Here is a 26,448-nt window from a genome sequence, read left to right on the forward strand (position 1 = left end):
AACCTGGATTAACGAACAAACATGGATTTAATGAACGAGCATGGCTTTATGAAGCGAATATGCATTTAAGGAAGCTGCGTTCCCCCCATTAAATAGCGGTCAACCTCTCTTGCGCATTTCCGTCCTTCTGCAATCGCCCAGGCAACCAGGCTTTGACCGCGCCGCATATCTCCTGCGGCAAAAACACCGGCAACATTCGTTGTATGCGCCCCGTATTCCGCCATGACATTGGAACGGGAATCCCGACAAACATTTAGCTGCTCCAAAAGCCCCTCCTCCGGGCCGGTAAATCCCAAAGCCAAAAGAACAAGCTGGGCTGGACGCACAACACTACTGCCCGGAACCTCTGTTGGCGTTTTGCGCCCCTCCTCATCCGTCTGCCAGAGAAGCTGAACCGTTTCAACACCCTGAACCGCTCCCTGCCCATCGCTTATGATCCTCCGGGTGGAAATCGTAAACTGGCGCGGGTCTCCGCCATACAGCTGGGCGGCTTCTTGCTGACCATAATCCGTTTTGAGCACCTTGGGCCACTGCGGCCAAGGGTTATCTGCGCTTCGGCTCCGTGGAGCCTGCGGCATAATTTCCAGCTGGAGCACGCTTCGACAGCCGTGGCGAATTGCCGTGGCCACACAGTCGGTTCCCGTATCTCCTCCGCCGATAACAATAACATCCTTGTCTTTGGCGGAAATATATGCTCCGTCCTCAAGCCCGGAGTCGAGCAGGCTTTTTGTATTTTGAGTCAAAAAATCCATGGCTTGATAAATCCCGTTTAGCTGTCTTCCTTCAACCTGCAGATCACGCGCTTTCGTTGCTCCTCCGCACAGCACAACAGCATCGTTTTCGGCTTTTAATCGCTCCCCGGGAATATCAGCTCCGACATGGACATTTGTTACGAACCGTATGCCCTCCGCCGCCAGCAATTCCACTCTTCGCTGGACGGTCCCTTTGTCCAGCTTCATATTGGGAATACCGTACATGAGCAAGCCTCCAATCCGGTCGGCGCGTTCATATACCGTTACTTCATGGCCTGCCTTGTTCAATTGGGCGGCGCAGGCAAGACCCGCTGGACCAGAGCCAACAATCGCGATCTTTTTGCCTGTGCGGACAAGCGGAGGCTCCGGCTTGATCCAGCCCTCCTGAAACCCTCTGTCCACCAGCGTCTTTTCAATGGATTTGATTGTAACGGGCATTCCGATAAGGCCAGCCGTACAGGAGCCCTCGCAGGGAGCGGGGCAGACTCTTCCCGTAAACTCCGGGAAATTATTCGTTTTGTGAAGACGCTGCAGCGCCTTCTCCAGACAGCCCCGATAAAGCAAATCGTTAAATTCGGGAATCAGATTATTCAGCGGGCATCCCGCCGACATTCCCGCCAGCATATCTCCATAGTGGCAAAACGGCGTTCCGCAATCCATACATCTTGCGCCTTGCTGCTGAAGCCTGTCTTCCGCCATGGGCATGGAAAATTCATTCCAATGGCTAATCCGCTCAAGCGGAGAAGCTTCCCCCGGCATTTCCCGTTCATAGTCCAAAAAACCTGTCGCTTTTCCCATGGCAATTCCTCCGTTTCGAATCTGAAACCTGCCTGCAGATAGTTGCGATATCGCTCATCGTAACACGCTTCATTCCGGCAACGAAGTGAAGCATATCACGGGCTCACATTATTTCTGCAAAGGCATTTTTTTCCGCAACCTATCCCCATGACGGCACGTCTATGGCAATAAAGCTGCATCTGTATAAATTCAACTAATGATTATAGGCAGGAGTCCGCCGTGGGAATGGTTCTTATGATCGCAGTTGTTTCCAAATTTCCTGATTGTAAGGGGCTAATGGTGAAATTTTGGAAACACAAGCGAGCGCTTCGCTTCTCCAGAACCATTCCCACTCTGTCCTTTTCCTACCGTTTTGTAGTTGAATTTATATGTCAACAAAACAAATGGTCAAATGCAGGGGTCGGCACCATCAAACGATTAAAGGAGGAAAAAGGATGAGAAAAAAGGTGATAATTGCAAGCATGCTTGCGCTTGCTCTTTGCGCCCTTCCCTTTTTGAAGGGAAGTCCTGGTCAGGCCGTGGAGGCGCAAGGCGAAATCAAGGTTTACGTAGCAGGAAAGCTGCTTGAGCTTGAGTCGCCCCCGTTTATTGAAAATTCTGTTACAATAGTGCCTCTCAGAGAAATAGCAGAGGCGTTAGGCGCAAAAGTAACATTTCAGGACGAGGGAAAAGAAGCACGTGCAATCGGGTTGACACGAGGCAATCGAAGCGCCAAGCTAACCATTGGCTCCAAAACGATGACCGCAAATGGAAGAAAGGTCGACCTTCCCGTCGCCCCCCGACTTGTAGACGGAACTGCGCTGGTGCCGGTGCGCGCCATCTCGGAGGCGCTGGGCTCTATAGTGATTTGGGACAGCTCGAAGCATAGCATCCGGATCGATGATCCCAAGGAGCTGCCAAGCCTGGGCACGGCGGAAAATGTAATGAAGCTTCTAAACGAAGCGGAAAAACGGAAATCCAAGATGAATAGCCGTGTTTACCTCGCCATTGAAACAAGCGGTGCGGTGCCTGCGGCAGTCGAAGGAGGAGCCGTATCGGATCAAAGCGCCTCGCCGGGAGCAGAAAGTGAGCTCTCAGGCAGCGATGATTTTTCTACAACCAATGTCCAGGTAGCGGGAGTTGATGAAGCCGATTGGGCCAAAACGGACGGCTCCTTCATTTATCAAATCAGCAGCAATCGCGTCATTATTGCAGATATATCCAATCCCGATGCGCCAAAGCTGGCGGCAAGCCTGGATTATGGAACGAACGACGCCTTTATGCCGCAGGAGCTTTACGTAGACAACGGTCAGCTGATTGTGATTGGTCAGCAAAGTCTGACGCTCTATAGAGCCGAATCGGGCTTGGAGGACAATACATCGTCAGCCGGGATGAGCGAACCTTCCGTTGCGCCTGATGCTGCTGTTGAACCCAGCATGATTTTACCGTATCCTTACCAGACACGCAGCGTCATTAAAAGCTTTGTTTACGATATAGATAAACAAGGCCAGCCGAAACTGACCAGGGAGCTGGTCCAGGAAGGAAGCTACCTTTCTTCCCGCAAAATCGGCAGCGACCTGTATATCGTAACCAACAAAAACAACTACATCTACGGGACATTTGATATGATGACGTCCAAATCCAGCGATAAGATAAAGACGGAAACGACCTTGCAGAACCTGGAGAAGGAGATTACAGTCACCTACAAGGATTCGGCTGTCTCTGACAAACCCTTGGAGCTGACGCTGGACGATATCCGATATTTCCCCGAGCCGCAGGATGCCTCCATGATGATTGTTGGAGCCGTCGATTTGAGCAAGCCGGAGGGAGAATATCAGGTTTCGGCCTATATGGGGTCCGGTGAAACCGTCTACGCCTCCAACCGTAACCTGTACGTAGCGTTGAGCAGATTTGTGCCCGACAAAGGCGGCGATTACAAGCAGGAAACCGTCTTCCACAAATTCAGGCTGGACAACGGCCAAACCGTGTATCTAGGCCAAGGCTCCGTGCCAGGCGCCCTGCTGAACCAGTTCTCCATGGATGAGCACGGCGGGTATCTGCGGGTTGCACTGACGAACGGAAACATGTGGTCTACGGGAAAAGACACCTCTGTCAACAACCTGTACGTGCTTGATGAAGGGCTGCAAATTAGCGGCAAGCTTGAAGGACTGGCTCCCGGGGAACGGATTTATTCCGTCCGTTTTATGGGCGCGCGCGCCTATATGGTCACCTTCCGCAATGTAGACCCGCTATTCGCCATAGATCTTCGCGAACCTACCAAGCCGGCTGTATTGGGCCAATTAAAAATTCCGGGCTACAGCGACTATCTGCACCCCTATGACGAAAACCACCTGATCGGCTTCGGCAAGGATACAGCAACGGTTTCGAACAAGTCTGGCACTGGCGACAATGTGACGGCTTATTACCAGGGGCTCAAGATGGCATTGTTTGACGTAAGCGACGTCAGCCAGCCAAAAGAAAAGTTTAAAGAGCTGATTGGCGATAGAGGAACAAGCTCCGAGCTGCTCTCAAACCACAAAGCCTTGTTGTTCTCCAAAAGTAAGGGGCTGCTTGCTTTCCCGGTTGAACTATATGAAGTGAAAAACAAAAATCTGTCTGGTGAAGAAGCTGCAACTACCTATGGAGAGTTTGTTAATCAAGCCGCATACGTATACGGAATCGATCTTGAAAAAGGCTTTACGCTTCGCGGCACAATCAGCCATTTGGCTAAAGAGGATTTGCTGAAAAGCGGCTATTACGGCTATGACTATTCCAAAGCGGTCAGACGGATTCTTTATGCAGGGAATACCCTGTATACCTTATCGGACGCCATGCTTAAAGCCAATGACCTGAATAGCTTGAGTCTGCGCGGCTCTCTGCGCTATCCCGGTATTCCATCCCAATACGGGTACAGCATTGTTGATGTGATCAGCGTGGAGCCGGAGCCGGCGCAATCACGGCAATAGACCTGAAACAATGCTGGAACATGTCTGAAAACAGCTCTTGGAGAATTCAGACACGCTCTGGCAAAATTGAAACAGCGCGGGTATAAACCCGCGCTGTTTGCGTTTGGCGCAGCACCACTGCCCGGCTGCAAATCTTCCGAAATCTGGTATACTAATAGAAAAACCAAACTGAGCAGAAATGGGTGAAAGCCATGTCCGACCATAACGATCGCGATGATCTGGCGGAACGTCGCCGCAACAAGCTAAAGCTGCTGCAATTCGACAAGGCTGGGAAAGATTTGGTGGAAACAGAGAAGCCCGGCGAAACGTTTCAGGATGTTGGCGGTCTTGAGGATGTCAAAAAGAAAATCCGCATGAACTTTATATTGCCTCTGCAGCAGCCGGAGCTGTTTACCGCATATGGCCGCGAGGCTGGCGGCAGCCTGCTTCTGTTTGGACCGCCCGGCTGCGGCAAAACCTTCCTCGCCCGCGCAATCGCCGGAGAAATCGAAGCCAACTTTCTCCACATAGAGCTCCAAGCTATTTTGTCCATGTATGTAGGCCAGAGCGAAACCAATCTCCATGATGTATTCCAGAAGGCAAGAGAAAACAAACCCTGTGTCGTCTTTATTGACGAGCTTGACGCCATTGGCGGCAGCCGCAATACGATGCGCCAGCATCACGACCGAATGCTGGTCAATCAATTGCTGCTTGAGCTTGACGGGCTGAAGGCTTTTAATGACGGCATCTTTGTTATCGGAGCCACCAATACGCCTTGGTATCTGGATTCCGCACTGCGCCGGCCCGGGCGCTTCAATCACCTCATTTTTGTGCCGCCTCCGGAGGAGGCCGAGCGCCAAAGCATTCTGAATCTGAAACTAAAGGGAAAGCCGATGGAAAAGCTGGATTTGTCCCGAATCGCCAAGGAAACCCGTCACTTCTCAGGCGCCGATCTGGAGCAAATCGTAAAAGACGCGGTGGAGAATGCGCTGGAGCGCAGTATTGAAACCGGCGAGCTGCAGCCCATCACTCAAGAGGACATGAGGAAGTCAAGCAAGGGACGCAAAGCAACCACTCTTGAATGGTTCGCTACAGCCAAAAACTATGCGACCTTTAGCGATGTCAACCAGGATTACCAGCATGTGCTTGACTATATAAAGGCGAATGGACTGAAGTAACGATGGCTAACCATCAAAATGAAGAGCTTCGCTACTCCAGAATATACAAGCTGCTTGAATGGAAGCGGTACAACGAAGCGTTGACGGAAGCAAGGGCTCTAATTAGTGAATCGCCCGATGATCCTAACGCTTATGCGGTGCTTGCGCAGGTTTCCCTCCGCATGGAGCAATACAAGGATGCCGAGCATTGGTCAGGCGAAGCGCTGCGCCGCGATCCTGAATCCCGGATTGGCTGGTTTGTCCGATCGGTAACAAAATACGAAATGAGCGACTGGAAGTCGCTGGACGCCAGTCTCGATGAAGCACAGCGTATTGACCCGGAAGAGCCCTTTTATTGCTTTTTGCGGGCAAATGCCATGAATCGCCGCAGCCAGTTCGCGGGGGCTAAGGAGCAGCTATTAACCGCGTTGGCGTTGGACCCTGACAACCCGTTGTTTATGGCTACACTGAGCTATACGGAAGCGCTTCTGGGCAACACGGAAAGCTCACGGGAATTGGCGAGCAAGGCATTGCGGCTTGAGGTGGAGTCCGACCATGTGTATCTTTACCTGGGGTGGGCAGCCGAGCATCGCAATGATTACGACGAGCATCTGGAAATGCTCAGTAATGCTATCAAGCTTGATCCCTCCAACAAACAAATCCGCGAAGAATATTTGGATGCCTTGCAAAAAAACTACGCCTTGTATCGGCTTTTCCTTGCGCCGGTCAAATGGTTTCAACGCATGAAGCCATGGCAGATTTTGCTTATCTGGATCGGAATTGCCATTGTGTTCAGGCCTTTTATTTTTATCTTTTTAATTCTTTATGTCGCAACGCATTGGATCACTAAGCTGCTTGTGCACATCAAAGTATTTGGATGGCGCAGGCGTATGTAAGCATGTCTAATGAAATCGCTATTGTGATGCATACATTTTTGTGGCAAGATGACACTATCGATGCAATTATGATACCTATAAATGAATAAAGGATGATTGCGAAAATGGCACAGCCCTATGATTTGCCGCTAGAGGAACTACGCGTTTACAAGCCCGAGCTAACAAAACGGCCCGACTTTGACGCCTTTTGGAGCGATACGCTGGACAAGCTGGCCGAGGTTCCTCTCTCCTTCGAGCGCACGGAAATCCCTTATCCCGTAAAAGGAATCAAGGTCTATCGCGTCCTCTATCAGGGCTACAATCATGCCCGTATTGAAGCAATATTGGCCATGCCGGAAAGCTCTCAGCCTCTTCCGGGCATAGCCGCGTACCATGGCTACAACTGGTGTATGGACAACGATATCCACGATACAGTCGATCTGGCTCTTAAAGGCTATGCCGTTCTCCGAATGATGTGTCGAGGCCAGCATGGCCTAAGCGTAGACAATGTCATTTCCTCCAATGGACATGTTTCGGGTTGGATGGCCAAGGGCATTCAGGACAAGGAGGAATATTATTACCGGGCCGTCTATATGGATGCCGTTCGCGCTATCGATGTATTGGCTTCCATGCCGGAAGTGGACGACGCCCGCATCGCCGTCACGGGAGGCAGCCAAGGAGGAGCCATAACGCTGGCTGCGGCAGCGTTATCAAGCGTTCCCAAGCTGGCCGTTGCAGACTATCCTTATCTTTCGCATTTCCAGCGCGCTATCGAAATGACGCCAAACGGTCCTTACGGGGAGCTAAATGAATATTTCAAGCGCCACTCCGGCAGCCCTGAGATTGAAGCAAAAGCGATGGAAACGTTAAGCTACTTCGATTTGATGAACCTGGCGCCGCGCATCACTTGCTTTAGCTGGATCACAATTGGACTTGTGGATACCATTACGCCGCCTTCCACCGTATTTGCAACGTATAACCATATGGTGTGTCACAAGGATATCGCCGTTTACCGGTACCATGGCCATGAGCTTATACCTGGTTCTATCATGCCAAGATTACAGCTTTTTATGGATTATCTTCAAAATTAAACAAAGCGTCAATCCTGCATTAGCGGACAGATAAGCTCACCCATACAAATACAAGGCGTTTGCCCTCCCTCTAAAGGGAAGACAAACGCCTTGTTTGCTTGACAGACGGAAATTCATCACAAGCAATTGAATATGAATTGGGCAGCCCTATTCGGAAGCAGTCTCGTCCTCGGTGGTTACGCCTGCGGCTTGATTCAATTGTTGTTCCTGGTTTTTATATAGATCTTCATAATATTTATTCATCTCTTCGTCGGTCCAGGAATCCTGGGCCAGCAACTCCTCGCCCTTCACCTGAAGCAGCTCCAGCACTTCCGAAACGGTCTTTTTGCCGTCTTGCAGAGCGGTAAATTCCGTTCTCATCATTTCGTTGAACAGTGAGGAGAATTGTGTAGGCAGTTTATCATAATCGCGGTAATTAATAACCTCTTTAGTAGGCTTCAGCTTATAGAAGGCTTCAAAGTTGCGGCCTTCCTCGTCCTTGATATATTTGGTCCGAACAGGAAAACTATTATAATTATAGCTAGCCTTTGAATTAACCCTTGCGTATTCATCGCCAGTTACATAAGAGATAAATTTCCATGCCTCATCCGGGCTGGTGGAGTCCTTGGATATAGCCATGATGCTGCTGTAGTACATATTAGGGCTTTGATCCGGATTTTGCGCGCTGACAGGCACCGTTACAATATCCCAATCACTTATGATTTGATCCTTGTTTGGCGAATATTCCTGGGCTTCCTTGATCTGCTGCATCAGCCAATTGTTTTCAATGGTCATGGCCAGTCGGCCTGCCAGGAATGGATTTTGCATATAATAATCATCCATGCTCACAGAACGCGCCATGCCCCAGGAGTTGCGATCTTCAAAATAAAGCGCCTTGGAGTTTATCGCATCCAGCGAGGTTTCCAAAATGCGCTTCCAGCCGTCGGTGTTAATCGTCAGCTGCTTGTTCTTCGGAATGATATACGTAATGCCCTCGGAAGCGGCGAGCATTTGGCTAACCTCCATCAAATCTCCGCTATATCCCGCCTTCAAGCCGTATACACGCTCCTCCGGCTCGCCATCAATCGGGAATTGCTTGGCCAAATTGATGACATCATTCCATGTCATCTTGTCCGTTGGATAAGGGATACTATATTTGTCAAACAAGCTCTTATTATAAAACATAACCTGGGAATTGAAGCTGGTTGGAATGCCGTAAAGCTGTCCGCCTCCGAGCTCCTTCATATAATCCACCATGCCCGTCAGAAGTCCCTCGGTATCATATTTATCCTTGGTGATCATCGCATCCATATCAAGCAGCTTGCCATCCTGCGACATTTGTTCGTATTGTTGGGGGCTATCCAGAATTAAAACATCCGGCTTTTCATCCTCGATCAGCTTGGCGAACGCTTTATCGTAATCAAACTCCTCGCCTTCCTCGTTATTATTAGAGCCGCGATAAAGGTTTTGGGTAGAAACCACCTCAATATTAACATTGGGATGCAATGCGCTGTACAACATGCCATAGGTCTGATTAAATGCCCGTTCATCGTAATACATGACCTTTAGAACCTTTTCCTTATTGGGATCCTCTGCTCCACCGCTCCCAAAGCTGCAACCTGCAAGCACCGAAGTCAGCAGCACGGCAGGCACTACTTTTTGCAAAGCTTTATTCATATCCTATGCTCTCCCCTTTTTTATGAGTTTACAAACTCTCCAGTATGTACCATATAGCTATACGTTTTAAAAATGGAAAAGGTTGCAGTACAGTCCACAAAAAAAATCCGCCCCCCTGATTGAGAACGGTAAATGCAGTCCTATTTAAACCAGCCTTTTTCCTTAAAGCGAGTAATCGCTTCGATCCGGTTGCTGACGCCCAGCTTATCCAGAATAACGGAAATATAATTGCGAACCGTACCCGTCGTCAAATAAAGCTCGCTGGCAATTTGCTTCGTATTTTTCCCGGTGGCCACCAGGCCCAATACTTCCTTCTCCCGTTCCGTAAGGGGATTGTCACCGCCCGCGCCATAGGCTTCATCCATTAGCTCAGGCGCATATACGCGCCGTCCTGCCATCACGCTGCGAATAGTGCCCGCCAGCTCCTCGCTGGGGCTGTCCTTCAGCATATATGCGCTAACTCCTGCTTTAATAGCCCGTTCAAAATAACCCGATCTTGCAAACGTGGTCAAAATAATGACCTTGCAGTCGCCCTTTAGCTGCTCCGCCGCCTCCAAACCGCTCATGACCGGCATTTCGATATCCATAATGCAAATATCAGGCTTATGTTTCCCAACAAGCTCTAACGCCTCTTCCCCATTAGCAGCGCAGCCCACAACCGTCATATCGGGCTCCAGCTCCAGAAGCGAGGCCAACGCTCCAAGCAGCATTCGCTGATCCTCGGCAATTACGATTGAAATCATCTGCCTCTCCTCCTTCCCGATCCGGCAAGCGCGTGCGGCACCTTGATCGAAACCTTTGTTCCAACTCTGCCGTCGCCGCTAGCTTTGGCGTGAGGATGCCACTCTCCGGCAGGAGATAACTCCAAACTTCCATTAACAAATTCGAGTCTTTCCTTCATGCCAAGCAAACCGTTGCCATACACATAGCTCCGGCCGTTTTCCATACCGGTTCCGTCATCCTTCACAGTTAAAACAAGCTCCTGGGCAATGGATGCGATACTTATTCGGCAATGCCTTGCGCCGCTATGCTTGACCACATTGTTTATCGCTTCCTTCAGACACATGCTCAGCACATTTTCGGCCAAAAGCGTTGTTTTACCCAATGCCGACTCTCCCGTTATTTCGCATGTTATATCCGCCGCCTCCAGCATTTCCGAGACTCGCCGCAGCTCCTCGTCCAGTCGTGCGCCACGCATTTCCGTCACCATTTCGCGGACCTCCTTCAGGGCAGCCCGCGCAGTCTGCTGAACATCGCGAATTTCAGCAAGCGCCTGAACCGGATTTCTATTCATTAGCTTGGCCGCCAAATCGCTTTTCAGGCCGATGAGAGAAAGCTTCTGACCAAGCGTATCGTGCAAATCCCGCGCAATGCGCTGCCTTTCCTCCAGCTTGACCAGCTCGTCGATCCGTTTGTTGGCATCCTTCAGCTGTCCCTCAAGCATTCCCTGCTTTTTCTGATTGTAGGTGTTGAACGGAAGAAGAATGATGACAATCAGGCAGATCAGAATAAACGGAAACTGAGTAAAAAATAACGGGCTGCGCGTCACAAAGCCATAATTGACCGTAGCAAAGGTGCTGGCCAGATGAATGCCGTAAAGAATAAAAAAGCCTTTGCGATTGCTGATTTGGCCTATAAAAAAAGCAAGAAATATCGAAAAATAAACATAGCTGAACAATAAAGTCATCGCAATGGACAAAACAATTTGCAGGCTGGTCCAGAAATAAACCAGCCACCCTTTTGACATAAAGGCAAAGCGATAACAGGCAAAAAACAAAATAATCATAACGATGCCGGATACAACCTCCGGCGTTGAGGATGAGCGAAAAATAAAGTAAAAGGGCAAAATATAAAAAACCAGCCATACATAAGGACTAAGCCCCGTGCTGCGACTGAAAATCTGATGCCATTTGTTCACGGTAGTCCCCCCTGCCTGTCTTTGCCTCTATTGTAGCATAACGTACATCAATCAGCTTCACAGATGCAAAGACACAACAGAAGTCGGCATTAATGCTTTCGCCGCTCTCACACCCCGCTTAACCGAGCTTCCCTTAACCTGCCTTGGGCTTCGTAAAAACGGCGCCCCTTACAAGCTCCTTACTCTTTGCCATACGATGGCGCCTCGCGTCCCGAAAGCTGACAAAGATTTTTCTATCTTCATCCCAAAGCCGAAAGCGCAGGCTTTCCAGACTTTGGCGAATATTAATGGTTGTTGCCTTTTGCAATGGAGGAGTAGACTCGTGCGCATGCTCCAAATAATAGTTGGGCACCTTCGGAGCCAGATGATGAACGTGATGGTAACCAATATTGCCAGTCAGCCATTGCAGTAGCTTCGGCAGCTTGTAATAGGAGCTGCCTTCCACAGCCGCCAGCACATAGCTCCACTCGTCATTGTGCTCAAAATAAGATTCCTCGAACTGATGCTGGACGTAGAACAGCCAAATCCCCATAGCTCCCGCCAAATAGAAAACCGGGAATTGCACCAGCAAAAAGGATTGCCAGCCCAGTGTCAGACACATAAGGGCATAGAAACCTACGATCAGAATGTTCATTAGATACGTATTCAAGCGTTCCTTGCGCTTAGCTCCCTTGCGATTAAAGCGATATTGCACAATAAATACGGCAATTGGGCCAAGTCCAAACATAACCAGCGGATTTCGATAAGCCCGATATATAAATTTGCGGAAAGGCGTCAACGCCTCGTATTCGTTAATGGTCAGAATCCATAAATCCCCAACTCCGCGTTTATCCAGATTGCTGCTTGTTGCATGATGGATGCCGTGTGCATTTTTCCACTGCTGATAAGGCACCAGCGTCAAAACCCCAGTAATGATTCCCATAATGTCGTTAGCCCGTTTGCTTTGGAAAAACGATCCATGGCAGCAATCATGAAAAATGATAAAGGTGCGCACAACAAAGGCCGAAGCCGGTATGGCGAATAAAAGCGTAAGCCAATAGGATACCGAAAGACTTGCATAAGCAGCCGCCCACAGCAGCACAAGCGGCAAAAGAGTATTGCCTATTTGCCTTATGCTGATTGCAATATTCGTTTTTTCATAAGGGGCCACACTTTTTTTCAAATGGGTTTGCTTCAATTCTGACATCGCTATTCCTCCCGATCCTGCCTTATACTTTTATTGTAGGGGCAGGACAAGGCAGGAAACAGTCATAAACGTCAAAGAACCCATATGACAAATGTCATATGGGCTCCTGTCTTACCCCTCTATATGGCCCAGTTGCCCTTGCGGAATACCGGAACAACCGTGCCGTCATGCTGAATGCCGTCGATATCCATATCGGCGGAGCCAATCATGAAGTCGTTATGCGTAATGCTGGCGTTGACCCCATGAGCTTCCAGCTCCTCGGCCGACATTGTTTTACCGCCCTCCACATTAAACGCGTAGCCGCTGCCGATGGCAAAGTGATTAGACGCATTTTCGTCAAAAAGAGTGTTATAGAACAGGATGCCGGACTCCGAGATTGGAGAATAATGCGGCACAAGCGCCACTTCCCCCAGATAATGGCTGCCCTCGTCGATTTCAACGAGCTTCTGAAGAATTTCTTCTCCTTCCTCCGCCTCAGCCTTAATGATTCGGCCATCCTTGAACGTCAGCTTGAAGCGGTCGATAATGTTGCCGCCATAGCTAAGCGGCTTTGTGCTGGACACATAGCCGTTTGTTCCGGTTTTGAGCGGTACGGAAAACACTTCCTCGGTCGGCATGTTGGCCATAAAGTCCAAACCGTCCTGATTGGTGCTGCCTGCCCCGACCCAAATATGCTTTTCATGCAGCTCAACCGTCAAATCTGTGCCAGGCGCGGTATAATGCAAGCTTTTGAAACGCAGCTTGTTCAAAATTTCGGCTTTGCTATGCAGCGTTTCGTTATGCTTCACCCACTCCTGAACGGGATCGGCCGTATGCAGCCGAACCGAATCGAAGATAGCGCTCCACAAACGCTCCACCGCCTCTTCGGCAGGCAGGTTTGGAAATACCTTTTTCGCCCACTCGCTTCCGGCCGCCGCCACAACCGTCCAGCTAACCTTATCGGCTTGAACGGCTTGGCGGAACTCCTTCAGTCCTGCGCCCGCCGCTTTCTGGTAGGCCGAAATTTTGCCGGAGGGGATGCCCTTAAGCAAATCCGGGCTGGAGGACGTAATGGAAATAAAGGCGGCGCCGTTTTCCACAAAGGTATTGCGCTTCAGCGTCTCCCATGCCGGAAATCTGGACAGCGTGCTTTCATCCGCATGTTCATATTTTAGTCTTGAAACCGTTTCGTCCATCCAGTCCACATGAACATTGCTTGCTCCCGCCTCGTATGCCTTGGCTACGATGACGCGCACCAAGTCCGCGATTTCGATGGAGGCCCCGGCGAGAAATACCTCTTGGCCCTTCTGAACATTAACGCCTGTGCGCACGATCAGCTCGGCATATTTTTCAAAATGCTGTTTTGCTTTTACTGTTGCTGTCATATGTACATACATCTCCTTAATTATAGACATGGAATCTTACCAGTATAACACTGTTGCCCGCCTGATTTCATCCGCCACAAGCATCCGCAGCTCCTCAGGTTCAAGCACTTCGATTCCAGCTCCGCAGGACAGGGCAAGCCGCCTGGCATTGTCAAGGCTTTGGAACGTTATTTGCGCTTCCAGCCAGTCTTCCTGCAGCAAAGAAGTAACCTGTCCTATTTCTGTATAACGGTCTCCCTCCAGCAGTTGAAGCGCCTCCTTCGTTACTCTGACCTTGCCGGGGATGCGGGGGAGCCGCTCCTTAAACTGCTTCAGCGAAGACTCCCAATATTCACTCAGTGAAAAGCCCTGCGGGATTATGCAAGCTCCTTTTTCTGCTTCGGCATCCACCAGACGTTCGATACGAAAGGTCCGCAAGACCGCTTCATCATCATGCTTCGGAGCTTCATCTGTCTCAAGCGCTGCAACCAGATACCATACGCCCCGCTTCACCACAAGCCCTAACGGATGAACAACCCTGTCCACAGGTTCGTCATTCCGAAGCGAGGTAAGCCTAAGACGCCGTTCTTCCCAGACAGCCTCCTGTATGATGCTCAACAGTCGTTGTCCCTGTCCCTGCGGCAAGCCCTTTCCGTCATGCCAGCCCGCACCGTCGATATGAAGCTTGCTTCTTGCCGCAGCCGCGCTGGCTCGCGCCGCTTCCGTGGACGCGGCAAGCAGCTTTTGCAGAGCGGACTCCAGCTCGCCCTGCCGGCCTAAATCGTTAATTGGTCCCGCATGGCTCGACAGGAGCAGCGCCGCCAATTCCCCGGCATGCATTCCAGTCAGGCTAGTGCGGTAGCCCTCCGTCAGCCGCCATCCTCCGTTTGGTCCCCGCTCCGAATAAACCGGAATGCCTGCAGAGCTTAAATCCTCCATATCCCGTAAAATCGTCCTCTTGGAAACCTCCAGCCGCTCCGACAATTGCTGCGCCGATAACTTTCCTTCATTTTGCAGAAATAAAACAATGGATAACAATCTGGACGCCGACATAAAACACTCTCCCCCTGCGTCAAACAACATTGCAGCCTTCTCTTAATTATAACAACCAATGATGACAATAGATGTCATCTTATCCCCTTTATACTTGAACAAGAGATGAAAACGGCACATACGCCGTCTTTAGTCCCCTATGATACAAATAGCAAAGGAGCGAAAAACATGACAGCAAGCAAACCTTTACAGGATCGGGTGGCTTTGGTGGCAGGAGCAACCAGAGGCGCCGGGAGAGGCATCGCCATAAGCCTGGGAGCCGCGGGAGCAACCGTATATTGCACAGGCCGAAGCACAACGGAGCAGCGTTCCGACCTGAACCGCGAAGAAACCATTCAACAAACAGCGGAGCTGGTCACCGCGGCAGGAGGAAAAGGCATCGCCGTTGCGGTCGACCACACCATTCCAGAAAACGTAGAGCGCTTGATTTCAATTATCCGCGAAGAGCAAAATGGCCAGCTGGATTTGCTCGTTAACAACATCTGGGGAGGCGAAAAGCTGATTCAATGGGGCAAGCGCTTCTGGGAGCATTCCCTGGAAAACGGTCTTCTCGCACAGGATAGGGCTGTTAAGGCGCATATGATTACATCGTTTTACGCCGCTCCCCTGATGATCGCAAGAGGAAAAGGGCTCATTATCGAGGTAACTGACGGTATCGACTACCGTTACCGGGGCAACCTCTATTACAGCCTGGCCAAAATATCTCCTATTCATCTGGCGGAAAGCATGTCCAGCGATCTGGCCGACAGCGGAGTATCAGCGCTGGCCGTAACGCCAGGGTTTCTGCGCTCGGAGGAAATGCTGGAGCATTTTGGCGTTACGGAGGCTAATTGGCGCGATGCTGTTACGGGCGGGATGCCGGACAGCCAGCATTTTGCGGAATCCGAAACGCCATTTTTTATCGGCAGAGGCATCGCCGCGCTGGCAGCCGACCCGGCATATAACAAGCATAGCGGCACTGTTCTGCCAAGCTGGACCCTTAGCGACATGTACGGCATAGAGGATGTGGATGGGAGGCATCCCCACTGGGGCAACTACTCCAAAACCCTTTAGAGGTAATTCAAAAAGTCCGCCTCACATTGCGGGTCATGCCTGGCGGCATGGCCGGCGGCGAATATGGCATTCAGCCGAAATGTCCGTTGCTCACTTAGCTCCCACTAAGCTGCGCTACTCCATTTCTAGCTTCTTGCCATCTTCTTGGCACTGTGAACCGAACTTTTTGAATTTTGATTTGTAACCGGACATTCAAAAAGTCCGCCTCACATTGCGGGTCATGCCTGGCGGCATGGCCGGCGGCGAATATGGCATTCAGCCGAAATATCCGGTCCTCACTTAGCTCTCACTAAGCTCCGGTCCTCTATTTCTAGCTTCTTGCCATCTTCTTGGCACTGTGAACCGAACTTTTTGAATTTTGATTTGTAGGCTAGCCGTTGACTGGTTCGCCGCCGTTGATGTGGAGCACTTGGCCCGACATGTAGCTGGAATCGTCGCAAGCCAGGTAAACATAGGCCGCAGCCAGCTCATAGGGCTGGCCCGGTCTGCCCATCGGCGTATCGGAGCCAAACCGGGAGACCGCCTGTGCGTCAAAGCTCGCCGGAATAAGGGGCGTCCAGATTGGCCCCGGAGCAACTCCGTTAACGCGAATACCGCCTCCCGCCAAATTGGCTGCAAGCGCGCGGGTGAAGGAAACCACCGCTCCTTTTGTTGCGGAATAATCAATCAAGCCCGGATTGCCCTTGTAAGCCGTAATGGAAGCCGTATTGATAATACTGCTCCCGGGAGTCAGGTGAGGCAATGCGGCAATCGTTGTATAAAACATGCCGAATACATTGGTGCGGAAGGTCGCCTGCAATTGCTGGGGCGTAATATCCGTCAGACTTTTTCGTACATGCTGCTCGGCTGCATTATTGACGAGAATATCCAGCTTGCCGAACCGGTCCACAGCAGCTTTCGCAAGCTGTCCTCCAAAGGCTTCATCACCTATATCTCCCGGTACGAGAAGACAGGCTCCCCCATGGCCCTCGATCAATTTTTTGGTTTCCTCCGCATCCTGATGCTCGTCCTTATAGGCTATGCAGAGCGAGGCTCCTTCCATCGCGAACGCAACGGCGACAGCCCGGCCAATACCGCTGTCCCCTCCAGTAATAATCGCCGTTTTGCCCGCAAGCTTTCCGGCAGCCTTGTAGCTAGGCGATTGGAACGCTGGCCGGGGGTTCATCTCTGACTCGATGCCAGGCTGACGATTTTGGTTTTGCGGCGGCAGCACTTGCTTTTTCTCCGGTGTTTGACTCATTGTTACGTTACGCTCCTTCGCATGTATACTCCGAATGATCCATTTGGTACTATACCCCTCCCGTTCCTCAAACATGCTGCATGGAGATATGTGTCATCCCACCGGCAATAAGCGCGTGCATACGCCCATATAGGGATGGAATACTAAGCTGTGTCTTGCCAAACAAAACTGTAAGGAGTGAATACTATGCGCGAAGGTTTGATTCCTACTGTTCTTGGAGCTGTAGTGTCGGCCGGCGGGGCCTCATTGATGAAAAGCAGGTACAAGCTAGTTGGTACAGGCGTTCTCGGGTTTGGCCTGGCTCATATCATTCTGGGAGCCATCGATCTGGTGGAGCATCGTTAGGTTTGGCGGCAACATGAAAAGGCCGTTCCGGCAGCAATCGCTGTTTCGGAACGGCCTCTAATCATTTATAGTTGTTATGCTTCCAGGCTAACCTGCCAGGTAATGCCGAATTTATCCTTTACTATGCCATAGGATTTGCTCCAGAACGTTTCCTGCAATTCCATTTGGACATTGCCGCCATCCTTCAAGCGGTTGTAATACATCGTCACTTCATCCTGATTGCTTAAGTTGAGCACAAGGCTAATGTTGTCGCCAAACGTCAAAGGCATGTTCGGGAATGTATCGGAAAACATAAGCGTGCCTCCCGCAACATCAAGACGGGCATGCATGACCCCATTTTCCATGCCTTCCGGCAGCGGATGGTCGGGATTCTGCGGCGCTTGTCCAAACGTCATAATCTCCGGCACCTCAACCCCAAACACGCTTGCGTAAAACTCTACAGCTTCCCGGGTATTCCCTTTAAAATTGAGATAAGTGTTGATGGCCACAGCTGCACTCTCCTATTAGGTCAGGTTGCTTGCCTCCTCAGTTTACCATATTCGGCCCCTTTTTATGAGCTAAACGCTAGGCTCGCTCCAATGGCGGCTTTTCCCGATAGACCAAAAATATGCCGAATGACACAAATACCAATGCAATCAGGTTTTTAAGCTCCAGCACCGTCTCTCCCAGCAAAAGCCCCGACAGCAGCGTGCCGAATACAGGAATCAGGAAATTGTATACCGACACCTGGCCTACTTTATTGTACTTCAGCAACACATTCCACAGGCAAAAGGCAATGGATGAGAGCAAGGCCAAATAAATCAGAATGCTCGTCGATGCCGGGGTAAAATGGGTGACGCTTCCGCCCATACCCAGGCCAAGCACAGTCAATACGACACCCCCGAGGAACAAGCTGTAGCCCGTTATAAGCATAACATCCAAACGTTTCGTTAACGCCTTGGCATAGATAGCCGACACCGAAAAAACAAAGGCAGCAATAACAATAAAGCCTTCACCCGTCATGGAAAAGGAAAAAGTCAGCAAGTCCTGATGAAAATTAACGACCACCACGCCGGCGAAACCGAGCAGGCAGCCCAGCAGCTTGTTTCGGCCCAATTTATCGTTTTTGTAAAGATAATGGGCTAAAACAACACTAAAAAAAGTTGTTGTGGAGTTCATAATGGAGCCTTTGACCCCGGTTGTATTGGAAACGCCAATATAAAAAAATAGATATTGCACGGCGGTTTGCACAAAGCCCAAAACAGCGAGGCTCCCTATTTCCTGGCGGGACAGGGAAAATACGCGCTTTCCGGTCAATCTGGCCAGTATAAGCAGCAGCGCTCCGGCCAATACAAAGCGGTAGCCTGCAAACACATATTTGGATGGAATGTCGGCAGCCTCTATTGCAAACCATTCGTATCCCAGCTTAATGGATGGATAAGCGCTTCCCCACAAAGCGCAGCACAAGGTCGCAATTAAAGCAACGATTTTGGCATTGCCAAAATAAAGACGGTTGTTCACAGCAGCAGTTCCTCTCTCTGATGAATAACGGAAATTATAACATAAAAGCGGATAGCGTCATATGACATAATGGGAATCTTTTCTGGGTACGCTAACGTCATTGCAGACTGTGCGACAGGAGGTATCAGTCATGGCGGAAGCCCTTGAAACAGAGGAGCGTCAGCACCTTGCAGAAAGCCTGCGCGACAATATTGAATATATCCGGGAAACGATGGGAAACTGCCAGGACCTGATCATAAAAGAGTTTCAATGTCTGAAAAGGTGGCCCGCCGCGCTTATCTATATCGATGGGCTGATTGACAAGCAATTGCTGCACGGCTCTATTTTCCCCTCGCTCATTTCCGAACAAGAGTTTGACGAAAGAACGGATGGCGATGAATTTATTCATTATCTACTGCATGAGGTGCTCATAGCCGGCGATGTTCACCGTATCGACGCTATGGATCGGCTGTTTACGGATTTGCTGTCGGGCAATGTGCTGCTGCTTCTGGACGGCAGGCCCGAAGCCTGGAAAATAGGAGCCGTTGGCCGCGAGGACCGGAACATTACCGAGCCCCAATCGCAGTCGGTCGTCCGCGGCCCCATGGAGGGCTTTAATGAAAACCTTCGTACCAATATCACCTTGGTGCGCAGACGGATCAAGGACCCCTCTCTGTGGATAGAGTCCCGGGAAATCGGAAGGGTCAGCAAAACCGATATTGCCGTCATGTACATCAAAAACCTGGCCGACCCCGAAATCGTTGCAGAGGTTGGCAGACGGCTGGACAAAATCGATATAGACGCTGTTTTGGAAAGCGGCTATATCGAGGAGTTTATTCAGGATACCCGCCGAACCGTATTCCCCACCGTGTACAATAGCGAGCGCCCTGACACAATCGCCGGAGCTCTGCTGGAAGGCCGCATTGCCATTTTGGTGGACGGAACGCCGTTTGTGCTTGTTGTGCCGGCCTTGTTCGTCCATTTTTTCCAGTCAGCCGAGGATTATTATCAAAGAGCTGATATTAGCACTCTGCTGCGCCTGATTCGCTACCTGTCCTTTTTTATCGCGATGCTGGCGCCCTCCTTCTATATTGCTATATCTACCTTTCATCAGGAGATGCTGCCTACAAGGCTGCTCATCAGCATAGCCGCCCAGCGAGAGGGCGTACCATTTCCGGCTTTTATCGAAGCTTTGCTTATGGAGCTGACCTATGAAATATTGCGCGAGGCCGGCGTTCGCATTCCCAAAACCGTGGGGCAGGCGGTATCCATCGTCGGCACGCTGGTTATTGGACAAGCCGCTGTTGACGCAGGGGTTGTTTCCGCTGCGATGGTCATTATCGTATCAATCACTGCCATATCCAGCTACGTCATCCCCGAAAACGGCTTGTCCATCTCTGTACGCATCATTCGCTTTGGGTTGATGGCGCTGGCCGCAAGCTTTGGTCTTTACGGCGTATTGATCGGCCTCATTATGGTAACGATCCACTTGACCGGGCTGCGTTCGTTCGGCGTCCCTTATATGAGTCCGTTCGGACCGTATATCGGGAACGATCTGAAAGACACCTTGTACCGGACTCCTTGGCCATTCATGCGCACACGGCCAAAGTCCAATGGTATCAGCAACTTGATGCGGCAGGGCATAGACAATACCGGCAAGCCCTCCAGGCGGAAAAGAGGTTGATCATGCGAAAAGCCTGTCTGTTGCTTCCGGCATTGCTAGTGGCAGCATCTCTTCTGCTGTCAGGCTGCTGGGACCGGGAGGAACTGAATGACTTAGGGATTATGATGGGTCTTGGCGTCGACAAGGCGGGTGACCAGATCAAGGTGACGGCACAGGTGGCCATCCCTTCCGCATTGGGCTCCAATACCGGCAAAAACGCTGGTACTCCCGTTACTTTATTTCATGCAACCGGACCAACGCTGTTCGAGGCGATTCAGAAGCTGACGCTCAGCAATCCCCGCAATATTTTTATGTCCCATATCCGGGTTCTCGTTTTCAGCGAAAAATTCGCGAGGGATGTAGGCATTGGCGATATACTGGAGGCGCTTATGCGCGATCCCGGCGTAAGGCCGGATTATTATGTTATGATTGCGCGCAATACCAGCGCCGAAACCATCTTATCTACGCTGACATCTCTGGAAAGAATACCTGCAGAAAAATTATACAGCGCATTGGAGGTTTCATCCAAAACCTGGGCTCCCACAACAACCGTCACCGCTGACCGGCTGCTGGAGGATATGCTTAGCGACGGGATTTCTCCCGTTGTTACCGGGGTTGAGCTGCGAGGCAACAAAAAGGAGGCTGCTTCCGACAAAAACGTGGCGACAAGCGATCCGCCGGCCAAGCTATATTATACCGGACTAGGCGTTTTCAAGAAGGACAAGCTCATTGGCTGGCTGAACGAGGCGGAGTCCAAGGGATATAACTATATTCGCGATAACGTGAAATCGACGGTAGGTCATATTGGCTGCGACGACAATGGGAAGATTGCACTTAAAACCCTTCGCGTCAACACAAAAATAAAGGCTTCCTTCAACAAAAAGTCGGAGCCCGAAATTGATCTCACGATTCAAGCAGTAGGCATAATCGCTTCAGTGGAATGCAAAACGAAAATCGCAGATCCGGATATTATTAAAGAGTTAGAAGAAAAAGCCGAGCAAGCTTTTGTTAAGCTGCTGGAATCTACAGTGAAAACAGTCGTAAAGAAATATAAGGTGGATATTTTTGGATTTGGGCAGGAGATAGATCGTACCAATCACAAATGGTGGCTTGCACATCGGGACAATTGGGATAATGATCTAACCCGCCTCAAAGTAAATTACCATATCAAATACATGATCAAACGAGTAGGGTCGCTGGATGACTCCTTCCAACTCGACATTAAGGAGTGACGCAGCCTGCTTATTTATATCGTGGTGACTGGAATCGCTGCTGCAATTGGTATAAAGGAATTGCCTTCGCTCATTCGCGGGGGCATGAAGGGCGAGGCTGCAACTGTTGTATTTTTTTTGATCGCGGGCTCGGTGATGAGCGTTATTGCCGCAAAGCTAATCAGCGTGCCCAGTCCGTTGGATATGATTATCTGGATTTACACTCCTTTTAATCACTTGCTGGAGATGATTTTTACATAGACAGGGAGGCAGGCATAATGCTGGAGTCAGGTCGAATCAGCAATCGGCAATTAATCGTATTGCTGCTGCTTGCGCAAATCGGGGATATGATTCTAATCTATCCTGCGGTCATTACATTTTTCGCCCATCAGGACGCATGGCTGTCTACGGTGATAGGGATACCTATCGGTTTGTTATCGATCCTGATTATGTTGAAATTTTATCAGCTTCAGCCTGGTAAAACGCTGATAGAGGCTATGACTGGCATTTGGGGCAATTGGATCGGGGGCTTGTTCAACCTCTGGTATTTGTTTTTTTTCTTTGTATTGACATCCATTGCAACCCGGGAGGTAGGGGATTTCCTGACAACGCAGATCATTCCAAGCACGCCGATACGAATTGTACATTTGATGTTCGTTCTTTTGCTGGTTTGGGGCGTTTTGCATGGCCTCGAAAGTATTGCGCGCACCGGAGAAATTTTATTGCCCCTGGTCACTCTGTTTATCGTTTTTCTGGTCATATGTATTTTGCCGCAAGCCGATTTTGATCGTGTCAAGCCCATATTGAGCTCAGGCTGGCTGCCGCTCGCAAAAGGCATGTCAGTAACCATTGCTTATCCATACGGAGAATTGGCGGCGATTATGATGCTGCTACCCTACACTGCCAAATCGCAGCATCGCAAACGCGATATTATAATTACCACCATTATCGGAGGGCTGCTGCTTGGCAGCATTGTTATGATTTCGATTATGGTGCTTGGCGCTTTTTTTACCCAGCATAATATTTATGCATCGTTTACTTTATCTCAGCGAATCAGCATCGGCAACTTTCTGGAGCGGATCGAGGCGATTATGGCGACGGTCTGGATTATCTCCACCTACTTCAAGGCGGTTATTTATTTGTATTGCTTCCTTCTGGGAACAGCCCAGTTTCTCAAGCTGAAAACATTCCGTCCCCTTATCTTGCCGACAGGCATGATGCTGTTTGGCATGGCGATCATCATTGCTCCCAATATTACCTATTATGTATCCTTAATCGTGTATTACTGGATCGATTGGGACATTACCTGCAGCACGATCATCCCCCTGATCGCCATATTAGCTTACAAAATCCGCAACCGGGGAAATAACGGCATGTTAAAGCCGACAGGATGATCGCACTGAAGAAATTGCTTAACGTTCTGGAGCGTCACGTCCTAAAGAAGCCCGTCGTCAAGCAAAGCATTGGAGCTTACAATGGCGCGAATCCTCTTCATGACGGAGGCATCTTTAGGCACATCGCTTATTCGGCTAAGCAGCAGCCAGCGCAGGCATGCAAGCGCCTGAAATGCTGAATATTCTCTTTGCTCAAACGCGCCTAATTCCTGCAGCAGCTTGGCGTATTGATGGCCGTACTGCTCTCCCGAATAGATTGTAATCAAAAAAATCGACCACGCTGCATCATACCTGGGATCGCCCATTTGCCCGTTTGTCCAGTCAATGATCATAAGGCGTGTCTCTTGCTCCAGCAAATTGCCCAAATTGTAGTCGCCGTGAATAAGCGAAGTTTGCTTGTACTGAGCGTGATCCAATGCTTTTTGAAGCGTCAGGTTAATATCGGAATGTTGATCAAGCGCAGGAAAAAAATAAGAAACAAAATCATACGTCGGAATTACTCCCATTGGAAGCTGGTCGGTTTGAAATGCATGCACCTCCACCAACAGCTCGGCCATTTTTTTTAGAGTATCAGAATCGAGCCGCTTTAGAGGTTTGCCGCCGTATTCCATTAACAGGAGCAGGTTTCCCCCTTCATCCCTGCCCCAGCCGTACGGTCTGGATACGCGGACACCCTGTGCGTCAAGTATATTAAGCAGCTTGTATTGCCGCTCGATATCGGGTCTGGATTCCTTGTTCCACAGCTTTGCCACAAAGGCTCCCTCACTGCACTCCACAAGAGCAACCTCCGCTTCAAGACCCGGCTTAAGCGGCAGCAGCTCATGCTTTCCCTTCAATGACGATAAAACGGCGGCGTCGCCTTCCACCCACTCTATACGATTTAATGATATATTGACATGCGACATAGCCCCTGTTTCTCCCTTCAATTCCTCGCGTATAAAGCCGCGCAGTTGGCTTTTTTCTTCATCCGGTATCCATTCGACAAGCCTTGCAGCGGCTATTGGCAGCATCCATTGCCTGATTGAAGCCTCGGAAATGCCCGAGTACCGGGTGTAATAGCGTAAATAGCTATCTTTAAAATGGCTCCGCGTCTTCGCTAAACCTTCCACTAACAATTGCGGAGCGCCTTCGGGCAAGCTTCCCATTTCAAGCAGCAGGACCGTGCGCGCGGCATCCGCCGCAGGATGTCCGATTGCTCCGGTCATCCAGTCGATGATGCAGGCTTCTTCTTTTCCAATAAGCACATTTTCGGGATGAAAATCGCTATGGCATAAGCTATTTCCCCGCGGCAAATCCTTCAAATAACGGATGACGGCCTCTTTTTCCGACTCTGTCAGCCCCTCCGACTCTCCTATACGATGCTGCAAGGCTTCGTGCAAGGAATGGACGAAAGAGAAACGGGCAGCATCTACCGATCGGCTATGCATCTCGGCATGCAGACGCGCCATCCATTCGGCATAAAATTCAATGCTGCCGGGCTCGGCCGACATCCGTGCCAGCATAGTCGAGGATGAATGGAGATAGCCGTACACGATACCCGTTCTGCCTTCGTATTCCTGCAGCTCGTATGGCTTTGCCGTCGCGATGCCGGACTCATATACCAGACTGCTCATCTTATATTCGTAATGAGCGGCGTCTTTTGGGAAACCGGAATGAAACAGCTTGATGATTTTCCCGTCTCCATACATGCGTACCTCTGCCGTGCGTCCTTCAGCAATTTTCGTCATATTCGTCCCGACACCTCGCCCGTTTTCTCCATTGCCGCTTTGGCTTCGTTTACAACAGAGCCATCCTCCAGCCTGATCCACGTGCGGAAAGAAAACGCGTCTTCGCGCAGCTCGATGACGCGGGCCCCACGCTGCAGCGCTCCATACGTATTCCAGCCCGTAACCCGGCCGTACGCCAGCGTGATGCCATGATGAGCAGCCATGTAATCATTGTCGTGGTCATGCCCGGCAAAAACGCCCATGACGTCGCCGCCATCCAGCATGGCGGCGAACATGCCGCTGTTAATGACGGGACAGCAGACCTCTTCGCCTTTTGTGCCCAGAATTTCGCCCTTCAGAGCCGCCTCGCGATATTCAGGCAGAGGAATGTGCAGGAATGCCAATGCCGGAAGCGGGCCTTTGTTCAAGGCTGAAATACGGCTGGACTGTGCGCTGTACCAATTCACCTGATCGGGATGCAGCCAGGCATAACCTCCGACTGAAGGAGATGCATATTCCCCCGAATCAACAAAATAAAGCACAGCCGCTTCCCCCGTCCCTGACGACCTCTGAACGGTCAGCACATAATTGCCCGTGCCGTGAATGTCGGCGGGACCGGCTTTGGAAAGCGACAGCTCCCTCTCCTCCAAAATAGTCTGCAATTCAGCGCGGGTAACGCCTTGCTCGGAATCATGATTGCCGTAAACAACGCCATACGGAATGCCGGCCGCTTCGGCAACGCCAATCACGCTGCGGAATGCTTCGGCTGGTTCCCCTGCGCGTTCGCTGAAAATGAGATCGCCGGTATAAACAATCAGATCCGGCTGCTCCCGCTTCACTATGTCCTTCATCAATGCCAGCGTTCGCTGGTCCTTCTCTTCTCCCGAGCCGTCTATCAGATGCACATCCGTAAATTGTACTATTTTAAAAGTGCCGTCTTCCCTGAACGTCAAGCGTTTCTGCCCCATGCTCCAAACCTCCCGGTTTTCTGTTTATGACCTGAAACGGAATGCATTCTATCCCTTGTTTAAAACATACTCCAGCTGACAATCAAACGGCTCGCGCTCCACATGCTCCTTATTAATCTCCAACGCGTCCACGCAGCCCATCGCCCGATAAAATGCAACGGTTTCTTCAGCGGAATGAGCAGAAATATAAAGCTTGTCCGCCCCCCAGACCTTAGCTTGACGCGCGCATTCGGCAAACAACGCTTTGCCAAGTCCTTTGCCACGATAATCGGCGGATACATGCAGCTGCATCAAATCAGCATATTGGCTCTCACTTCCGAACAACTGGCGAAGCAATGAGGAAAAACCTACAAGCTTCCCGTTATCCTCTGCACAAATCACGCTTCCGCCGCCCAGCAGGCAATGCTTGAAATCCTGCTCTACGATTTCAGCCTTGGTCTCTTCATCCCAATTATCGACAAAAGGCTCCGAAACCAGCTTTCGCTCGCCGTCTATCACTCGCCAAACCCTATTAACCTCTTGATAACGCTGAAACGGAAGCAGCATCTCCGGGTTCAGCTCCCCGATGACAAGTCTTCTAAATTTGATTTCCCTTTCAAGCAAGTTATATCAGCCCTTTTCTGTTAAGCCATCCAT

23 protein-coding genes are annotated in these 26,448 nt (G+C 50.4%); 10 read left to right on the forward strand and 13 right to left on the reverse strand.

All coding sequences use genetic code 11. The features are described from left to right. Positions 1-65 precede the first annotated feature (65 nt). On the reverse strand, positions 66-1,550 hold the full coding sequence (locus A7K91_RS03820) for a glutamate synthase subunit beta (RefSeq protein ID WP_068679838.1): 1,485 nt from the start codon (positions 1,548-1,550) through the stop codon (positions 66-68). Between the two features lie 434 nt (positions 1,551-1,984). Between A7K91_RS03820 and A7K91_RS03830 the strand changes: the two genes are divergently transcribed. The 4 genes from A7K91_RS03830 to A7K91_RS03845 all read left to right on the forward strand — a co-directional run bounded on the left by A7K91_RS03830 (position 1,985) and on the right by A7K91_RS03845 (position 7,597). Continuing rightward, positions 1,985-4,495: a beta-propeller domain-containing protein gene (locus A7K91_RS03830; RefSeq protein WP_068679842.1), complete on the forward strand. Its 2,511-nt coding sequence runs from the start codon at positions 1,985-1,987 to the stop codon at positions 4,493-4,495. A 191-nt stretch (positions 4,496-4,686) separates the two neighbouring features. Further along, positions 4,687-5,652 (forward strand): ATP-binding protein, encoded by a 966-nt coding sequence (locus A7K91_RS03835; protein WP_068679844.1) that lies wholly within the window; start codon positions 4,687-4,689, stop codon positions 5,650-5,652. Positions 5,653-5,654: 2 nt separating this feature from the next. After that, positions 5,655-6,527, forward strand: coding sequence for a tetratricopeptide repeat protein (locus A7K91_RS03840; protein WP_068679846.1), 873 nt, complete (start codon positions 5,655-5,657; stop codon positions 6,525-6,527). A 104-nt stretch (positions 6,528-6,631) separates the two neighbouring features. Then, positions 6,632-7,597, forward strand: coding sequence for an acetylxylan esterase (locus tag A7K91_RS03845; protein WP_068679849.1), 966 nt, complete (start codon positions 6,632-6,634; stop codon positions 7,595-7,597). Between the two features lie 147 nt (positions 7,598-7,744). Here the strand turns inward: A7K91_RS03845 and A7K91_RS03850 are convergent, their stop codons facing one another. The 6 genes from A7K91_RS03850 to A7K91_RS03875 form a co-directional block, all read right to left on the reverse strand. Beyond that, positions 7,745-9,253 carry an ABC transporter substrate-binding protein gene (locus A7K91_RS03850; protein ID WP_068679851.1) on the reverse strand — a complete coding sequence of 503 codons (1,509 nt, stop codon included), beginning with the start codon at positions 9,251-9,253 and terminating at the stop codon, positions 7,745-7,747. A 140-nt stretch (positions 9,254-9,393) separates the two neighbouring features. Next, positions 9,394-9,996, reverse strand: coding sequence for a response regulator transcription factor (locus A7K91_RS03855; RefSeq protein ID WP_068679852.1), 603 nt, complete (start codon positions 9,994-9,996; stop codon positions 9,394-9,396). After that, the gene (locus tag A7K91_RS03860; protein WP_068679854.1) at positions 9,993-11,171 is read right to left on the reverse strand and encodes a sensor histidine kinase; all 1,179 of its coding nucleotides are present in this window, start codon (positions 11,169-11,171) and stop codon (positions 9,993-9,995) included. Before A7K91_RS03860 ends, A7K91_RS03855 begins: the two co-directional genes overlap by 4 nt. A gap of 133 nt (positions 11,172-11,304) precedes the next feature. Next, positions 11,305-12,357 (reverse strand): Delta(5) desaturase DesA, encoded by a 1,053-nt coding sequence (gene desA, locus A7K91_RS03865; RefSeq protein WP_068679856.1) that lies wholly within the window; start codon positions 12,355-12,357, stop codon positions 11,305-11,307. A gap of 119 nt (positions 12,358-12,476) precedes the next feature. Next, entirely contained in the window at positions 12,477-13,721 is a 1,245-nt protein-coding gene (locus A7K91_RS03870; RefSeq protein WP_068679858.1) for an aminopeptidase, read from the reverse strand. Between the two features lie 36 nt (positions 13,722-13,757). Then, a complete protein-coding gene (locus A7K91_RS03875) occupies positions 13,758-14,753 on the reverse strand; it encodes a helix-turn-helix transcriptional regulator (RefSeq protein ID WP_068679860.1) in 996 nt (331 codons plus the stop codon). A gap of 168 nt (positions 14,754-14,921) precedes the next feature. On the opposite strand from A7K91_RS03875, the gene A7K91_RS03880 reads away from it, so the two are divergent. After that, positions 14,922-15,806 carry an SDR family oxidoreductase gene (locus A7K91_RS03880; RefSeq protein ID WP_068679862.1) on the forward strand — a complete coding sequence of 295 codons (885 nt, stop codon included), beginning with the start codon at positions 14,922-14,924 and terminating at the stop codon, positions 15,804-15,806. Between the two features lie 370 nt (positions 15,807-16,176). Here A7K91_RS03880 and A7K91_RS03885 read toward each other — a convergent pair whose 3' ends face one another. Continuing rightward, a complete protein-coding gene (locus tag A7K91_RS03885) occupies positions 16,177-17,046 on the reverse strand; it encodes an SDR family oxidoreductase (protein ID WP_156739302.1) in 870 nt (289 codons plus the stop codon). Between the two features lie 186 nt (positions 17,047-17,232). On the opposite strand from A7K91_RS03885, the gene A7K91_RS03890 reads away from it, so the two are divergent. After that, positions 17,233-17,391 (forward strand): asparagine synthase, encoded by a 159-nt coding sequence (locus A7K91_RS03890; RefSeq protein WP_068679864.1) that lies wholly within the window; start codon positions 17,233-17,235, stop codon positions 17,389-17,391. Between the two features lie 74 nt (positions 17,392-17,465). Here the strand turns inward: A7K91_RS03890 and A7K91_RS03895 are convergent, their stop codons facing one another. Continuing rightward, on the reverse strand, positions 17,466-17,879 hold the full coding sequence (locus A7K91_RS03895) for a VOC family protein (RefSeq protein WP_068679866.1): 414 nt from the start codon (positions 17,877-17,879) through the stop codon (positions 17,466-17,468). Between the two features lie 76 nt (positions 17,880-17,955). Then, positions 17,956-18,891: a DMT family transporter gene (locus tag A7K91_RS03900; RefSeq protein ID WP_068679868.1), complete on the reverse strand. Its 936-nt coding sequence runs from the start codon at positions 18,889-18,891 to the stop codon at positions 17,956-17,958. Between the two features lie 130 nt (positions 18,892-19,021). On the opposite strand from A7K91_RS03900, the gene A7K91_RS03905 reads away from it, so the two are divergent. The 4 genes from A7K91_RS03905 to A7K91_RS03920 are packed head-to-tail and all read left to right on the forward strand — an operon-like array spanning position 19,022 to position 23,138. Beyond that, positions 19,022-20,554 (forward strand): spore germination protein, encoded by a 1,533-nt coding sequence (locus A7K91_RS03905; protein WP_068679870.1) that lies wholly within the window; start codon positions 19,022-19,024, stop codon positions 20,552-20,554. A 2-nt stretch (positions 20,555-20,556) separates the two neighbouring features. Beyond that, complete coding sequence (locus A7K91_RS03910; RefSeq protein WP_068679872.1) at positions 20,557-21,765, forward strand: Ger(x)C family spore germination protein; 1,209 nt, start codon at positions 20,557-20,559, stop codon at positions 21,763-21,765. Between the two features lie 21 nt (positions 21,766-21,786). Beyond that, a complete protein-coding gene (locus A7K91_RS03915) occupies positions 21,787-22,005 on the forward strand; it encodes a hypothetical protein (RefSeq protein ID WP_156739304.1) in 219 nt (72 codons plus the stop codon). A gap of 17 nt (positions 22,006-22,022) precedes the next feature. Continuing rightward, complete coding sequence (locus A7K91_RS03920) at positions 22,023-23,138, forward strand: GerAB/ArcD/ProY family transporter (RefSeq protein WP_068679876.1); 1,116 nt, start codon at positions 22,023-22,025, stop codon at positions 23,136-23,138. A 41-nt stretch (positions 23,139-23,179) separates the two neighbouring features. On the opposite strand, the gene A7K91_RS25935 is transcribed toward A7K91_RS03920, so the two are convergent. The 3 genes from A7K91_RS25935 to A7K91_RS03935 are packed head-to-tail and all read right to left on the reverse strand — an operon-like array spanning position 23,180 to position 26,415. Continuing rightward, positions 23,180-24,865: an aminoglycoside phosphotransferase family protein gene (locus A7K91_RS25935; protein ID WP_082967217.1), complete on the reverse strand. Its 1,686-nt coding sequence runs from the start codon at positions 24,863-24,865 to the stop codon at positions 23,180-23,182. Continuing rightward, on the reverse strand, positions 24,862-25,812 hold the full coding sequence (locus A7K91_RS03930) for a metallophosphoesterase family protein (RefSeq protein ID WP_068679878.1): 951 nt from the start codon (positions 25,810-25,812) through the stop codon (positions 24,862-24,864). The genes A7K91_RS25935 and A7K91_RS03930 overlap by 4 nt, the downstream gene beginning before the upstream one ends. A gap of 48 nt (positions 25,813-25,860) precedes the next feature. After that, the gene (locus tag A7K91_RS03935) at positions 25,861-26,415 is read right to left on the reverse strand and encodes a GNAT family N-acetyltransferase (protein ID WP_068679880.1); all 555 of its coding nucleotides are present in this window, start codon (positions 26,413-26,415) and stop codon (positions 25,861-25,863) included. Between the last annotated feature and the right edge of the window lie 33 nt (positions 26,416-26,448).

Origin of the sequence: Paenibacillus oryzae, assembly GCF_001675045.1 — a bacterium.
Lineage (GTDB): Bacteria > Bacillota > Bacilli > Paenibacillales > Paenibacillaceae > Pristimantibacillus > Pristimantibacillus oryzae.

What these genes read in the sequence shown, in the direction of transcription:
- A7K91_RS03845 (WP_068679849.1), top strand. Translation starts at nt 6,632, where the DNA reads ATGGCACAGCCCTATGATTTGCCGCTAGAGGAACTACGCGTTTACAAG.
- A7K91_RS03820 (WP_068679838.1), bottom strand. Translation starts at nt 1,550, where the DNA reads ATGGGAAAAGCGACAGGTTTTTTGGACTATGAACGGGAAATGCCGGGG.
- A7K91_RS03855 (WP_068679852.1), bottom strand. Translation starts at nt 9,996, where the DNA reads ATGATTTCAATCGTAATTGCCGAGGATCAGCGAATGCTGCTTGGAGCG.
- A7K91_RS03880 (WP_068679862.1), top strand. Translation starts at nt 14,922, where the DNA reads ATGACAGCAAGCAAACCTTTACAGGATCGGGTGGCTTTGGTGGCAGGA.
- A7K91_RS03890 (WP_068679864.1), top strand. Translation starts at nt 17,233, where the DNA reads ATGCGCGAAGGTTTGATTCCTACTGTTCTTGGAGCTGTAGTGTCGGCC.
- A7K91_RS03920 (WP_068679876.1), top strand. Translation starts at nt 22,023, where the DNA reads ATGCTGGAGTCAGGTCGAATCAGCAATCGGCAATTAATCGTATTGCTG.
- A7K91_RS03835 (WP_068679844.1), top strand. Translation starts at nt 4,687, where the DNA reads ATGTCCGACCATAACGATCGCGATGATCTGGCGGAACGTCGCCGCAAC.
- A7K91_RS03885 (WP_156739302.1), bottom strand. Translation starts at nt 17,046, where the DNA reads ATGAGTCAAACACCGGAGAAAAAGCAAGTGCTGCCGCCGCAAAACCAA.
- A7K91_RS03830 (WP_068679842.1), top strand. Translation starts at nt 1,985, where the DNA reads ATGAGAAAAAAGGTGATAATTGCAAGCATGCTTGCGCTTGCTCTTTGC.
- A7K91_RS03930 (WP_068679878.1), bottom strand. Translation starts at nt 25,812, where the DNA reads ATGGGGCAGAAACGCTTGACGTTCAGGGAAGACGGCACTTTTAAAATA.
- A7K91_RS03905 (WP_068679870.1), top strand. Translation starts at nt 19,022, where the DNA reads ATGGCGGAAGCCCTTGAAACAGAGGAGCGTCAGCACCTTGCAGAAAGC.
- A7K91_RS03875 (WP_068679860.1), bottom strand. Translation starts at nt 14,753, where the DNA reads ATGTCGGCGTCCAGATTGTTATCCATTGTTTTATTTCTGCAAAATGAA.
- A7K91_RS03850 (WP_068679851.1), bottom strand. Translation starts at nt 9,253, where the DNA reads ATGAATAAAGCTTTGCAAAAAGTAGTGCCTGCCGTGCTGCTGACTTCG.
- A7K91_RS25935 (WP_082967217.1), bottom strand. Translation starts at nt 24,865, where the DNA reads ATGACGAAAATTGCTGAAGGACGCACGGCAGAGGTACGCATGTATGGA.
- A7K91_RS03870 (WP_068679858.1), bottom strand. Translation starts at nt 13,721, where the DNA reads ATGACAGCAACAGTAAAAGCAAAACAGCATTTTGAAAAATATGCCGAG.
- A7K91_RS03910 (WP_068679872.1), top strand. Translation starts at nt 20,557, where the DNA reads ATGCGAAAAGCCTGTCTGTTGCTTCCGGCATTGCTAGTGGCAGCATCT.
- desA (WP_068679856.1), bottom strand. Translation starts at nt 12,357, where the DNA reads ATGTCAGAATTGAAGCAAACCCATTTGAAAAAAAGTGTGGCCCCTTAT.
- A7K91_RS03840 (WP_068679846.1), top strand. Translation starts at nt 5,655, where the DNA reads ATGGCTAACCATCAAAATGAAGAGCTTCGCTACTCCAGAATATACAAG.